Source organism: Prevotella sp. TF12-30 (assembly GCF_003436715.1).
Taxonomy (GTDB): domain Bacteria; phylum Bacteroidota; class Bacteroidia; order Bacteroidales; family Bacteroidaceae; genus Prevotella; species Prevotella copri_A.
In genome coordinates, this window is the sequence record NZ_QSQJ01000007.1 from 3739 (window position 1) to 18372 (window position 14634).

The 14634-nt window shown below is 46.4% G+C and carries 7 protein-coding genes, 1 tRNA gene and 2 rRNA genes (1 of these 10 only partly in view); 6 read left to right on the forward strand and 4 right to left on the reverse strand.

Translation table 11 applies throughout. From position 1 onward, the window contains the following. From DXD25_RS16920 to DXD25_RS04310, 4 genes are all read left to right on the forward strand, one after another. Positions 1 to 1378 (forward strand): 23S ribosomal RNA (locus DXD25_RS16920); it begins 1643 nt to the left of the window's first position. Positions 1379 to 1455: 77 nt separating this feature from the next. Further along, positions 1456 to 1568 (forward strand): 5S ribosomal RNA (rrf, locus tag DXD25_RS04300). A 76-nt stretch (positions 1569 to 1644) separates the two neighbouring features. Further along, the gene (locus tag DXD25_RS04305; RefSeq protein WP_117661939.1) at positions 1645 to 3777 is read left to right on the forward strand and encodes a Tex family protein; all 2133 of its coding nucleotides are present in this window, start codon (positions 1645 to 1647) and stop codon (positions 3775 to 3777) included. A 5-nt stretch (positions 3778 to 3782) separates the two neighbouring features. Beyond that, positions 3783 to 4142, forward strand: a complete 360-nt coding sequence (locus DXD25_RS04310; protein ID WP_367379914.1) for a hypothetical protein — start codon at positions 3783 to 3785, stop codon at positions 4140 to 4142. A gap of 5 nt (positions 4143 to 4147) precedes the next feature. On the opposite strand, the gene DXD25_RS04315 is transcribed toward DXD25_RS04310, so the two are convergent. After that, the gene (locus DXD25_RS04315) at positions 4148 to 8014 is read right to left on the reverse strand and encodes a helix-turn-helix domain-containing protein (protein WP_117661940.1); all 3867 of its coding nucleotides are present in this window, start codon (positions 8012 to 8014) and stop codon (positions 4148 to 4150) included. Positions 8015 to 8205: 191 nt separating this feature from the next. On the opposite strand from DXD25_RS04315, the gene DXD25_RS04320 reads away from it, so the two are divergent. Next, positions 8206 to 9237: an alcohol dehydrogenase gene (locus tag DXD25_RS04320; protein WP_117661941.1), complete on the forward strand. Its 1032-nt coding sequence runs from the start codon at positions 8206 to 8208 to the stop codon at positions 9235 to 9237. Positions 9238 to 9375: 138 nt separating this feature from the next. Here DXD25_RS04320 and DXD25_RS04325 read toward each other — a convergent pair whose 3' ends face one another. Both DXD25_RS04325 and DXD25_RS04330 read right to left on the reverse strand, forming a co-directional pair. Continuing rightward, the gene (locus DXD25_RS04325) at positions 9376 to 9909 is read right to left on the reverse strand and encodes an outer membrane beta-barrel protein (RefSeq protein WP_117661942.1); all 534 of its coding nucleotides are present in this window, start codon (positions 9907 to 9909) and stop codon (positions 9376 to 9378) included. A 270-nt stretch (positions 9910 to 10179) separates the two neighbouring features. Further along, positions 10180 to 10261 (reverse strand) — tRNA-Leu (locus tag DXD25_RS04330). A gap of 162 nt (positions 10262 to 10423) precedes the next feature. Here DXD25_RS04330 and DXD25_RS04335 point away from each other — a divergent pair. Continuing rightward, on the forward strand, positions 10424 to 11701 hold the full coding sequence (locus tag DXD25_RS04335; RefSeq protein ID WP_117661943.1) for a histidine-type phosphatase: 1278 nt from the start codon (positions 10424 to 10426) through the stop codon (positions 11699 to 11701). 104 nt (positions 11702 to 11805) lie between these two features. Here DXD25_RS04335 and DXD25_RS04340 read toward each other — a convergent pair whose 3' ends face one another. Continuing rightward, positions 11806 to 14619: a DNA gyrase/topoisomerase IV subunit A gene (locus DXD25_RS04340; protein WP_117661944.1), complete on the reverse strand. Its 2814-nt coding sequence runs from the start codon at positions 14617 to 14619 to the stop codon at positions 11806 to 11808. Positions 14620 to 14634: the final 15 nt, after the last annotated feature.

Below are 14634 nucleotides of genomic sequence, written 5' to 3' on the forward strand. Positions count from 1 at the left end.
GTTGAGGATGGCAGGCAAATCCACCATCCGAGCTGAACTTGACAGTATGGAGTCTTCTTCGGAAGAATCCAATAGTGTGGGTAATCATACTCCCGAGAAAATCCGCTAAGCTTAACCCATGCGGCACCCGTACCGCAAACGGACACACGTGGTCGGGTAGAACATACTAAGGCGTTGAGAGATTCATGGTTAAGGAACTAGGCAAATTGACCCTGTAACTTCGGGATAAAGGGTCCTCGTGATGAGCGAGGCGCAGAGAATAGGTCCAGGCAACTGTTTAACAAAAACACAGGGCTGTGCAAACTCGAAAGATGAGGTATACAGCCTGACACCTGCCCGGTGCCGGAAGGTTAAGAGGAGATGTCACCAGCAATGGGAAGCATTGAATTGAAGCCCCGGTAAACGGCGGCCGTAACTATAACGGTCCTAAGGTAGCGAAATTCCTTGTCGGGTAAGTTCCGACCTGCACGAATGGTGTAATGATCCGGACGCTGTCTCAACCATGAGCTCAGTGAAATTGTAGTATCGGTGAAGATGCCGATTACCCGCGATGGGACGAAAAGACCCCGTGAACCTTTACTACAGCTTAGCATTGACCTTGGTCATCCGATGTGTAGGATAGGCCGGAGGCTTTGAAGCGGGAGCGCCAGCTTTCGTGGAGCCATCCTTGAAATACGGCCCTTTGGCTGTCTGAGGTCTAACGCGCGATGCGCGGACACTGCTTGGTGGGTAGTTTGACTGGGGTGGTCGCCTCCAAAAGCGTAACGGAGGCTTCCAAAGGTGCCCTCGGGTCGATTGGTAACCGACCTCAAAGAGTGCAATGGCATAAGGGCGCTTGACTGGGAGGCAGACATGCCGAGCAGGCAGGAAACTGGGGCATAGTGATCCGGCGGATGTGTATGGAAACTCCGTCGCTCAAAGGATAAAAGGTACTCCGGGGATAACAGGCTGATCCCCCCCAAGAGCTCATATCGACGGGGTGGTTTGGCACCTCGATGTCGGCTCGTCACATCCTGGGGCTGGAGAAGGTCCCAAGGGTTGGGCTGTTCGCCCATTAAAGTGGCACGCGAGCTGGGTTCAGAACGTCGTGAGACAGTTCGGTCTCTATCTATCGTGGGCGTGGGAGTTTTGAGTGGTGCCGTCACTAGTACGAGAGGACCGTGATGGACAGACCTCCGGTTTACCAGTTGTGCCGCCAGGCGCACCGCTGGGTATCTGAGTCTGGATTGGATAAGCGCTGAAAGCATCTAAGTGCGAAGCCAGCCGCAAGATGAGAACTCCATTGAGGGTCGTCAAAGACGATGACGTTGATAGGATGCAGGTGTAAAGACAGCGATGTCAAAGCCGAGCATTACTAATTGCCCGAACACTTTCTTTAGGAAAGTTCATAGTTTCAACTGTATATACAGTTCATTATCTTGTTTTGCTTGTGTGCAAATACGTCATACCCCATTATCAGGTGGTTATTGCGGTGAGGTCCCACCTCTTCCCATTCCGAACAGAGAAGTTAAGCTCACTTGCGCCGATGGTACTGCAATGCAATGCGGGAGAGTAGGTAGCCGCCTTCTTTTATCAAAGCCTCAGATTTCGAAAGATTTCTGAGGCTTTTTTGTATCTTTGCATTCACAAAAATAGAAATTAATTATGAATCAATTTACAAAGATTATTGCAGCCCAACTCAAATTACGTGAGCAGGCTGTCGAGAATACATTGGAGCTTCTTGAAGAAGGATGCACCATTCCTTTTATTTCCCGTTATCGTAAGGAGAAAACGGGAAATATGGATGAGGTGAATATCGAGGCCATCGCTCAGGCAAACGAGAAGTTGAAGGAAATGGCGAAACGAAAAGAAACCATCCTGAAGACTATTGATGAGCAAGGTAAACTGACAGATGCTCTTAAAAAGCGTATCGAAAACTGTTGGGATGCCACAGAATTGGAGGATATCTACCTTCCTTTCAAACCTAAGCGCAGAACCCGTGCACAGATTGCACGTGAGGCTGGTTTGGAACCTTTAGCGCAAGTTCTGCTTTTTCAGCGTGAACGCAACCCGCTGCAAGCTGCTAAGAAGTTTGTAAGCGACAAGGTGAAGGATGCTGATGCTGCCCTGCAGGGTGCTAAGGATATCATTGCCGAAATGGTGAGCGAGAGCGAGGAGAGTAGAAACCAGATTCGTGGCGAGTTCCGTCGTGGCGCTATCATCACCTCTAAGGTGGTTGCCAAGAAGAAGGATGAGGAGGAAGCTCAGCGCTTTTCTGATTACTTCGATTTCTCTGAGCCTTTGAAGAAATGTTCTTCCCATCGCCTCTTGGCGATGCGCCGTGGTGAGGCTGCCGGTTTCCTCCGTATCAGTATCTCTGCAGATGATGAGCAGTGCCAGGATAAGTTGAAGCGCCACTATGTGCATGGATATGGTGAGTGCCAGACATTGGTTGGCGAAGCGGTGGATGATGCCTTTAAGCGTCTTTTGAAACCTAGTATTGAAACCGAATTTGCTGCTCTCAGTAAGCAGAAGGCGGATGAAGAGGCAATTGTGGTTTTTGCTGAGAACCTGCGCCAGCTCTTGCTCGCTGCTCCTTTAGGTCAGAAGCGAGTGATGGCTGTTGATCCTGGTTTTGCCAATGGTTGCAAGACTTGTTGTCTGGATGCACAAGGTAATCTGATTCATCATGAAATCGTTTATCCTCATCCTCCTCGTAATAAGAAAAATGAGGCTACTTCGGCTATCCTGCGCATGGTGAAGATGTATCAGGTAGAGGCGATGGCTGTGGGTAATGGTACGGCAAGTCGCGAGACGAGTGACTGGTTGCACGAAATAAGTTATCCACACCCTGTGGATATCTATGTAGTAAGTGAGGATGGTGCTTCTATCTATTCTGCTTCCAAGATTGCCAGAGATGAATTCCCGGATGAGGATGTAACCGTGCGTGGTGCTGTAAGTATTGGTCGCCGACTGATGGATCCGCTTGCCGAACTGGTAAAGATTGATCCTAAGAGCATCGGTGTAGGACAGTATCAGCATGATGTGGATCAAACACAGCTTAAGAAGAGCTTGGATACCGTGGTGATGAGTTGTGTAAACTCGGTGGGTGTCAACCTGAATACCGCATCGCAGCATCTTCTTACCTACGTGAGTGGTCTCGGTCCTACTCTTGCCAAGAATATTGTGGAATACCGTAAGGAGAATGGAGCCTTTGCTTCGCGTGCCCAGTTGAAGAAGGTGCCACGTCTGGGGCCTTCTGCTTTCGAGCAGTGTGCCGGCTTCCTCCGTATTCCTGGTGCCAAGAATCCTTTGGATAACAGTGCTGTTCACCCAGAGCGTTATGCCTTGGTTGAGCAGATGGCGAAAGATCAGGGAGTCACCGTGAAGCAGCTGGTGGAAGATAAGGATTTGCAGAAGAAAATAGATATTAAGAAATATGTCACTGCTGAGGTGGGTATGCCTACTTTGATGGATATTATGGCTGAGCTTGACAAACCTGGTTTGGATCCTCGTGGAGAGGTTGAAAAATTTGAGTTTGATGCAAGCATCAAGACCATTGAGGATCTGCAGGAGGGGATGGTAGTGCCTGGCATCGTAACCAATATCACCAAATTTGGCGCCTTTGTAGATATAGGTGTTCACAATGATGGATTGGTTCACGTTTCACAGATGTCAAACCGCTACATCAGTGACCCTAGTGAAGTAGTGAAGCTCCATGAGCATGTGATGGTGAGAGTGACAGAAGTAGATTTGAAGCGCAAGCGCATTGCCTTGTCAATGAAGGGAGTGAAATAATGGATATGAATCAATATATAAACAAAGGTGAAAATATAAATAAAGGTGAAACCCTCGGTAAAGAGGGCTTCACCCATTTTGGAGACAGTACCAATCAAGACAGTTGCTCTCTATCCAGTATCTCTCAAGACTGTATAGAGTCGGCTTATTGCTTTATTCATCAGAAGCTTCGTGTCTATGAGTTCTCTACCAATCCCACGCAGCGTGATGATATCGAATATGCTATCAGCCAGTATGTGGATGGCATGAATCCGCAGCTTTATCAGAAACTTGCTGATGGAAGAGATGGTTTCCTTCTCGACCATGTAAGTTTTGAGCAGGATATGAGAAAGGCACAGGCGCAACTGGAAAAAATGATGGTGTAACCTATTTATTTCAAATTACAGTCGGGAAGAACTTCCATGCATCTTCTTCCTTCTACGGTTTTCAGGATGCATCCGATGGTCTTTCTACCAATGTTTCTATTGACAGGTACTTGATTCTGCGCAATAACTTCTACATAATGAACGCCGGCATTCGGTACATCCATAGGGAGGGTACCTTCTGCCTGCATCTTGCCATGTTCGAATCTGTCAACATCATCAAATCTGACGTAATGGTTGGTCTTGCCGTCAATGAATCCCACACATACAGAGTCCTTGTCTGAGGCGACGGACGCAAAGATGAGTTTTTCGCCAGCGTAACGCTTGAATGCTCTGCCCCGTTCTCTCTGCAAGAGCTCTGCCATCGAAACCTTGCATACCTTTCCGCTTTCATAGACAAGAATGAGCCATCCTTCTTCTTCGTCTTCATGAACAGCCAGTTTCAGGCGATAATCCTGCCAGTCGTCTTCATCCAGTATCTTGTATTCGTCCGTGTCCATCAGACAGATGACTGCCGTGATAGGGCGGTAGCCTTCCTCGTAATCGTGCAATGCATTGTTGCGCAGACGTGAGGTTTGGATGTGGTCGGTGATAGGAGCAGATTCTACATGCTTAGTGGAGTTTTTTGACTCCTTGGTGGCTAGAGTGTTTTCTAACGCAGTCGGCATTTCTTCCTGTGTAACCACTGCATGCGGAATGTGCTCTTCTGCCCATTGTTTTCTGATGGCAAGGAACTTGTCCTTATAGGTTTCGTTTACCTTGCGCGCAGATGTACCCATGCGTTCATAATATACATTGCCTACGGCTTTAGGTGTAGGGCATGGCTCGATGTCGATGATGAGTACCGCATTGCTGATATCCGTATCGAAGTGAGTATGTATATAATGTGCTCCTTCCTGACCGAGATAATAGATGATCTGATTGTTGACATATACCTCATACTTATCTCTGGAGCCTTTGAAGAGCGGGTTCTTCAAGTCCTCTTCCAATCCCATTTCATAGCCAATATCCGATACGCCCAGATAGAGATGGCCGCCCTCGGCATTGAGGAAGGCACATATTTCCTGCATAATCTTGACGGTTTGTGCCTGTACATCCACTCGCATGGAGTTTTCCGGATAGATGATGGAGGTCTTGAACTCGGTATGGAAATCTTCCTTGCCATAGTTCTTCTTGTTGGAAGATGACTTGTGGAGTTTCAGAAGAGCGCGAATCTTGTCGAGGATATCACCGGCTTGGGTGAGAAGTCCCGATTTCTTCACGAAGTTATGAGAGAGCACGAGCGATGCCAGTTGCTGCAGGTGAGGATCTTCTGTAAGACAGCTCCAATGGTACAGGTCTTCGTAGTGTTCCTCGCTATCCAGACAACCGATGATACGCAATTGCATAAAGTCGTGGCGAAGGATGGCATTGCGTTCAAACAATTCCGGTTCCTTTTCGGCGATATGCTCAATCTTGTTGATATCTACCTTATCTAATGTTGCAAAGTCGTTGAGCACCTCCAGGAGCGTAAGTCGACTATCGTAATAACTGGTTCTCTCCTTGCTGTCGAGCATGATGGCAAGAAGTCGGCAGAAATTGAGATAGTTGTATGCCTTGATCTTGTCTTCTTCTAGGGTGGCTTTGGCATCTATGATGCTCATCATTTCCGATACATATACTTTCTCTATAGGCATCGCATTAGCCAATTCATCCTTTTCATTCTTTGGATTGTAAACCTCATGTGCTGCATACCCCAGCATCAGCTGATGGAAAGCATCGGCAAGACTGAATCGGCTTTCCGGTGATTCCCGCAGGAAGGTGCCGTTGAGATAACCATTGGTTCCTTCCGTAATGTTATCAACTTCTATCACCATACCTTTTTTCAAATCATCGAGAGTCATGCCAGGGGCAGGACATACGGAAACTGAAAAGCCTTCGCTGCTTACGGCAGGAACACGAGGTACGTCTGATACCTGATTGAAGAGCAGACAGGTGAGGCGAGAGTTATAAAACAGATCGTTTACTCGTACGTCGTCTGCGTATTCGCTGATCATATCACGCATGGCAAAGACATAACTTCCATCATTGTTGACTTCTTTTACGTAAGCATGCAACAAGAGCGGCATCCCTTGATATTCAAACGACTGGGTGTTGATGTCGCCAGGGAAGAAAGGTACAACATCGTTTAAAACATCTAACGTTCCCACTCCCTCACAACCTTCTTCTACTACTTTGCATTCAAATAAGAGCTGTCCTGCCAGTTGTTTGGTTACGATGATGGTCGTTTCATCATCTATATAGAGTTTTCTGTTTTGCTTTTTTGAGGACTTACGCTTTTGGGAGAATAGAGAATGGTTGATGTATTCCCACAGCTCCTTATAGTGTTCGATGGTAGTACCTACTTTTCCACGCAGTTTCACCGGTGGTTTTTCGTCCAGGCGGATGGAAAGTCCATGCCATAATCCCATACGTGAAGAGAGAGGCATATATACATTCTCTTTATCCAAATCCTTTGGCTGTATGGTGATAGCTTGCTCGTTGACGGTGAGAAGAGTTGTTTCATTCTCATATTTGGCAGGTTCAAAACTCTCCACGGTTTCATTGTCCTGTTGGGAGCAGAGCATATTGGCGAGGACGAATGCGTCATCGCTGTTGAAAGGAAGGGCAGCATTGAATTCTGTCGGGGTGAAGAGAGAAAGGAATGCTTTCTGGAGAGTCTTGTTTGGGTCGCTTACATTCATCAGCGAAACCAAGCGATAGAGCAATGCCTGATTCAGTGAGTTGTCGTAAATCTTATGCGATGCATGACGTCCCAGTATCAGCTCGATGGTCAAAACCTGAATCATGGTTTCCTTGGTTGTTGCATCGCTGGAGAGTCTGTCTGTCTGGTGATAGATATTCTCTACATAGCTTTGTAACAGTTTGAGCCATTGCATCTGAAAGGGTTTTCTGTTCCAAAGATATACCTGCTGGCTGCGAAGGGTGGTCAGAATAGACGTGATGAGTTTTTCCATAATCGAAAAGTCGAGCATGAAGATGCATTGCATGATGCAGAACTGCTTGCGTGGATGGTAGATATAGGCACAAGTGGATAGAGTGGAAAGAATCTGGCTGATGGTATGCTCGGCCTTTCCCTCTCTTAATATTCTGATGGCTTGAATGTAGTAAGATATCAGTTCGATGATATCGGTAAATCGCTGTTCGAGCAGCATGCGCTCGGCTTCCTTGCATCGGGGTAGTAGATTCTCTCCCTGTAGCGTTTCGATGCATTGGGAATGAATCTGCAGGAGTAATGTCTGTAATTCATCTTGGCTGAGATGATTGGAGATGCCAGCTATCCATCGGTGGCACTCCAGGTCGAAGATGTCAGAAGGCGTATCTCCGAGCATCAGATTTCTGAACTCAGGGGTATTCCAGTTTTCATCACCTATGATTTCACGAAAATCTTTATCTGAAAGTGAAAACTCCGACTTATCGGCGCCCAATACTTCTACGAGTTGTACCTCCATGTATTTCTGGCGGAACTTCATCACTCTGCATCTTACTCTAGGAGTGAGCGCTGCATTGATGATGGTATCTCTTTTCAACATGGCTGTGAAGCCGTATTCGTCTTCCAGGTGATAGAAATCACCTAATGTCATCTTGATCTTGAAATCCACCTCATCATTTTCCTTATAATGTTTTCTCATGAGGTGTTCTATGTTCTGGGAAATAAAAACCTTGCCTAGATGGGTTGTAATCATCAGACAGTCAAGTGTCTTAGGGGCGGGTTGCCTCCTTTGGAAGTCAATCTGTCCTACCTTGTAAATTCTGTTTTCTACTTCGATGACGAACTTATGTTCTTCTTCATCAATGCGCAGAACCTTTGCCTTGATATTCTTGTAATTATTCATATAGAATGGTTTTTTGTGATATGATGTTATAATAATACTGCAAAGATATATATATTCTGTGAATTTTCAGTATATTCTCGTTAAAAAAACTCTAATTTTAACAAAGCATAAAAAGTTGGCATAACGTATGATGCTATGAATATTTTTTTGTATATTTGCATTTTCGATAAAACATTAATAAACTAGAGACGATGAAAGCATTTACATATATTAAAAAAGGAAAATTCGCTTTTGTAGAGAAAGCGAAACCTACCATCAAGGATGCCAAGGATGCTATAGTGAGAGTAACAATGAGCAGTATCTGTACCAGCGACCTGCATATCAAGCATGGTTCAGTGCCTCGTGCCGTACCTGGTATTACCGTGGGGCATGAGATGGTGGGTGTTGTAGAAGAAGTAGGCGGGCAGGTTACCCATGTGAAGCCGGGCGATAGAGTAACGGTGAATGTGGAGACTTATTGTGGCGAATGCTTCTACTGCCAGCATGGATACGTAAACAACTGTACTTCTCCTCACGGTGGCTGGGCGTTGGGGTGCAGGATAGATGGTGGCCAGACGGAATACGTCAGAGTTCCGTATGCCACTACCGGATTGAATAAGATTCCTGATACGGTGAGCGATGAGCAGGCACTCTTTGTTGGCGATATTCTTGCCACTGGATTCTGGGCAACCCGAATCTCGGAAATTAAGGAAGAAGATACGGTTCTCATTATTGGAGCAGGTCCTACGGGAGTTTGCTGTTTGCTCTGCACCTTACTGAAGAATCCTGGAAAAATCATCGTTTGCGAGAAATCAGAAGCCAGGAGAGCATTTATCCAGGAACATTATCCGCAGGTTCTTGTGGTAGAACCGGAAGATTGCGAAACCTTCGTCGAGGAACAGAGTTTGCATGGTGGAGCCGATGTGGTGATGGAGGTAGCTGGTGGTTCAGATACCTTCCAGTTGGCATGGAAGTGTGCCCGTCCTAATGCCATCGTTACTATTGTTGCTATGTATGATAAGCCCCAGATGCTTCCGCTTCCTGATATGTATGGCAAGAATCTCATTTTCAAGACGGGTGGAGTAGATGGCTGTGATTGTGAGGAAATCCTGAGCTTGATAGCACAGGGCAAGATAGATACCACTCCTCTCATTACCCATCGTTTTCCGTTATCTAGAATAGAGGAAGCCTACGATGTGTTTGAGAATAGAAAAGATGGGGTTATCAAGGTTGCTCTATATTGAGGTTTTCATATAAGTTGCCTTTATTGAGGTTTCATGTAAATTGAGATTTCACACAAAAACAAGGCGCAAGCTATTCCTGTTGCGGAAAAAGCTTGCGCCCTTGATATATTTACGATGAGTAAATGAGCTTTTCTAAGATTAGAACTTGTAGATAGCTCCAAATGAAATGTTGCTTGCATCTACGTCAACTCCGAATGTAGATGAGCTCTTGCCCTCTTCTGGAGAATAACCTCTGTAACCGAGGAAGCCAATCTTTGAGATGAATTCAACATGCTTTGTAAGCTTAACAGCCAAACCTGGCTTGATGCCTACCTCGTAGAAGTCGCCACCGCCCTTGCTTACACTGCCATAACCGATAGTACCCTCGAAGAAGAGATCAACTACCTTGCTCTCTACTGCTGCATAGCGTACGTAAGGAGCAATAGTGAAGGTAGTAGCATCACCTACTCGGGCAATCTTGCAAACATCGCCCTTCTGGATACCTACCTCGATACCGGCATCCCACTTGTTGTTGAACTGATAACCGATTTCTGGGATGAGCTTGTAAGCTGTCTTGCTATCTTCATCACCAATCTTATTGCTAGAGATACCAGCAGTACCACCGATGTAAACCTGTGCGCTTGCGCAAACAGAAACGAGAGCCATCATAAGGCTCAACATAATCTTCTTCATAATTAATCTTTTAAACCGAAATTAATACTTTATTTCTTTTCTTTTATTGGAATTCCGTGGGCAAAGGTATAGGAAATATGCGAAAAACAAGAATAGTTTATCTGGTTTTCTTGTAAAATATGGGAATTTGTTGATTTAAATCAAAAAACGTGGTTATGTGACGACTGTTTCTTCCAATATCTATGAGTAAGTAGGTTGATGATAACTTCCTGATTTCTAGAAAGAAAAAATCCTAACTGCTTATTATCAAGCAGTTAGGATTTTCTTCGGTGCGCCTGATAGGACTCGAACCTACACGGCCTGAACCACTAGATCCTAAGTCTAGCGCGTCTACCAATTTCGCCACAAGCGCATTTGTGAGTGCAAAGATACAATAAATATTTGAATAAAAAGAAGAAATGAGCAGAAAAAAGCGGGTTTGTTTGTTTTTTACGAGAAATAATGGTACTTTTGCAGGCAAACTGAAAATAATCATGATGAAAAAAATGAATTATACAATAAAATTATAGTAACAATGAATACAAAGAATCTATTATTGTTGGCATCTCTTGTTTTTGCGATGCCATTGTCTGCTCAGAGTCCTCTGGAGGATTTCAAGCGAGACATTACGCTTTCGGGTAGTAACTATGTGGCTTATCGTGGACCTCAGAAGCAGTTAACTCCGGCGCCTAAGGGCTATAAGCCTTTCTATCTGAGCCACTATGGCCGTCATGGCTCCCGCTATATGATTGGCAAGCAGGCGTATGATGTGCCTTATTTCTCCCTGTTGAAGGCGAAGCAGGAAGGTAAGTTGACTGCCAAGGGTGAGGAAACACTGGCTAAGGTGAAGCTGATTCGTGAAGAGGCAAAGGGACGTGATGGCGAGTTGACTCCATTGGGAGCTCTCCAGCATCAGGGTATTACCAAGCGAATGATGGAAAGATTTCCTGAGATCTTTGCCGGTAATACGAATATTGAGGCACGAAGCACGGTGGTGATCCGCTGCATTCTCTCAATGGAGAATGGCTTGCAGCAGATGCTTCGCATGAATCCTAAGCTCCACATCTTCCATGATGCCAGCGAGCATGATATGTACTATATGAATCAGGGAGACAGATACCTGGATAGCTTGAAAAATAGCGTGGGCATCAAGGTGGTGCAGCAGGAGTTTGCCCAGAAGCACGTTAACTATAGCCGAGTGATGCAGGAACTTTTCAATGATCCGGCTTGGGTGAAGCAGAATATCAACCAGAGCGACTTGAACAGAAAGCTTTATGAGATGGCTAGCTCTGTACAGGGTACTGAGTTGAGAGGCAAGGTTTCGCTTTATGATCTCTTTACTGAGGAGGAGTTGTATCAGAATTGGGTAAGTACCAATATCTGGTGGCAGATAGCGTATGGCAATTCTCCTTATACGGGCAATGTTCAGCCATATTCCCAGCGTAATCTTCTGATGGATATCATCGAGAAGGCTGATAGCTGCATAGCTCTTCCGCATCCGGGTGCTACCTTGAGATATGGTCATGATACGATGGTTACTCCGCTTACTTGTCTCCTGGATCTGAATGGATATGGCGAGGAGATCAGAGATCCTGAGAGAATTTCTTCTCAATGGTTTGATTATAAGATTACTCCGATGGCTACCAACCTTCAGTTTGTATTCTATCGCAACAAGGCGAATGATGTGCTGGTGAAGGTATTGCTCTGCGAGGATGAGGCTACGCTTCCTATCAAGAGCGATGTGGAGCCTTATTACCACTGGAATGATTTCAAGGCTTATTGCCTGGAGAAACTGAAGGGGTATAAGAAATAAAAATATACAGCAATGCGACGCATATAATCATCTATAGAGAAAAAGGAGGGTGTATCCAAGTACACCCTCCTAAAAAATATATATCGAAAACTTTTCGAATTCTTTTATTGCTTCGATAACCAATCTTTGTCTTTCTGATCTTCTTCGAAATCTTTTTCTGAGAAGAGATTGGTTTGACCGGTCAGTTCATCTATTACCTGCTGCTCGCTTTTTCCTGCATCAGGATCGAGATTCTCTACAGCTTCAGCATTCTTACCTGCGCCTTCAGAATCGCCGGTTGCATCTTCTGCATCTGAATCGTCTTCTGCTGGAGGCTCCGGGAATCTTGTCGGTTCTAATTCCTCGATGCTTTCCAGTTTCCATGTCGTCAGGCGCTTACCCTTTGCCTTGAAACTCTTCTGGGCGATGAATTGCTCGGCATCGATTTCCTCGGCAGGTCGGATGGCATCCACACCACCATAGGTAACCTTGAGGCGAGGGAATGGGGTATCGGTGAGCAGGATAAGCTTGCTGTTCGGATTCTCTCCCAGACAATTCTGATGGCGCTTGGTGGCATCCATCGTAAATCGCTTGATGTATGGATATCCCTCATTGTCGGCATCATAGAGAATGGCTGTCCATATCTTGTGCTCGTCCCATTTCTCCAATCTCAGGATGTTGTCCTCGTAATGGTTGTTCACATCGAAGTTGGTGATGTAGAATTCGCCGTTGTCGAGTACTACCAGGATAGAGTCATCATCGTTGAATTCTCCCAGAAATCTGCCGTTCTCATCATAGTTGATGCGGTTTACATCCGGGTCGAACCATACCTTTCTTCCTCCCAGGGTACTGTGTCCGTGGCTCTTCAATCCGATGCGGCGGATGGTTCGCTTGGTGAGCAGGTTGCCCTTGGCAGCACGTCCCTTGATGAGGATTTCTGAGAAATCTTTCTCCAGGAAGATGCTCTGGCGTTTTTTGCTCAGATCAGGTTCCATCGTCACCTTGATGATTTCCGCTTCACCGTTAGGGTTGGCGGTGAAGTAGATGATGCGGCTTCCCGGTGTGCCCTGCGTGATATCGTAGAGCTTGTCGCGCGTCATGGCGGTTACGTTGAATCGCTTGATGAAGTAGTCGCCCTGCTTGCCATCGCGATATACGCAGTTGTAGATGGTTCGCTTGTCGTTCTTCTTGAACACCTGCACGTGGAGGATGTTCTTACCCACGAATATCTTGTCGGCAACCTTGGTTACCTTGAATTTTCCATCCTTGTAGAAGATGATGATGTCATCGAGGTCAGAGCAGTTGCATACGAATTCATCCTTCTTCAAGCCTGTACCTACGAAACCTTCCTGTCGGTTGATGTAGAGTTTCTGGTTGGCTTCCACCACCTTGGTTACCTCGATGGTATCGAAGTTCCTGATTTCGGTTTTTCTAGGATGCATCTTTCCGTACTTGCCCTTGAGATACTCAAACCAGTTGATGGTGACATCGGTCATGTGAGCGAGGTCGTTTTCTATTTCTGCCAGTTCTGCCTTGATCTTCAGCAGGAGGTCATCCGCCTTATCCTTATTATATTTCAGGATTCGCTGCATCTTGATTTCCAGGAGCTTGAGGATGTCGTCGCGTGTGATGTCTCGGTGGAAGGAGTATTCCACGTTTCCCTTGCCGTCGATATTGGCGGTGAAGATCTGATCCTTGAACGGCTCCAACTTGGAGTAGATGAATGCCACTACCTCGTCCTGACTCTTGCTCTGCTCGAACTTGCGCTCCTTGTAGATGCGCTCCTCTATGAAGATGCGTTCGAGCGAAGAGAAGAAGAGCTGCTCTTCCAACTCGCCCTTTCGGATCATCAGTTCGCGTCGGAGCAATCCCATGGTGCGGTCAACGCTATGTCTGAGCACATCGCTCACGGTGAGGAACTTCGGCTTGTTGTCCTCAATGACGCAGCAGTTGGGCGATATGTTGATTTCGCAGTCGCTGAAGGCATAGAGGGCATCCATCGTCTTGTCCGAAGATGTGCCTGGTGCCAGATGCACGAGGATTTCCACGTTGGCTGATGTGACATCATCCACCTTTCTTGCCTTGATCTTTCCCTTTTCCACCGCCTTGGTGATGGAGTCGATGAGGCTTCCGGTGGTTTTGCTGAATGGTATCTCGCTGATTACGAGTGTCTTGTTGTCGAGCTTGTCTATCTTGGCTCTTACCTTCAGTACGCCTCCTCGCTGTCCGTCGTTGTATTTGCTTACGTCGATGGCGCCTCCTGTAGGGAAATCCGGATAGAGCTGGAAGGGTTCTCCCTTGAGGTAGTGGATGGCAGCATCGCAGAGGTCGTTGAAGTTATGCGGCAGTACCTTGCTGCTCAAACCCACGGCGATACCCTCGGCACCTTGTGCCAGGAGCAGCGGGAATTTGGCTGGCAGGGTGATAGGTTCCTTGTTTCTGCCATCGTAGGAGAGTTGCCAGTCGGTGGTTTTAGGGTTGAATACCACATCCAGGGCAAATTTCGAGAGTCGTGCCTCGATGTATCGGGGAGCGGCAGCACGGTCGCCGGTGAGTATGTTACCCCAGTTACCCTGTGTGTCGATGAGCAGGTCTTTCTGTCCCATCTGCACGAGTGCATCTCCGATGGATGCATCACCGTGAGGGTGGAACTGCATCGTATGTCCCACGATGTTAGCCACCTTGTTGTATCTTCCGTCATCCATGCGCTTCATGGAGTGGAGGATGCGTCGCTGTACGGGTTTCAATCCGTCTTCGATATGAGGCACGGCACGCTCCAGGATGACATACGAAGCATAGTCGAGGAACCAGTTCTGATACATTCCGCTGAGGTGATGTACGGCAGAAGCATCAAAACGGTTCACCGGCTTGTAGTCGGAGTGTTCCTGAGGCGTATTTTCCTCATTTATCTCGTTTTTATCTTTAATTTCGTCGCTCATATATAGCTTTTAATA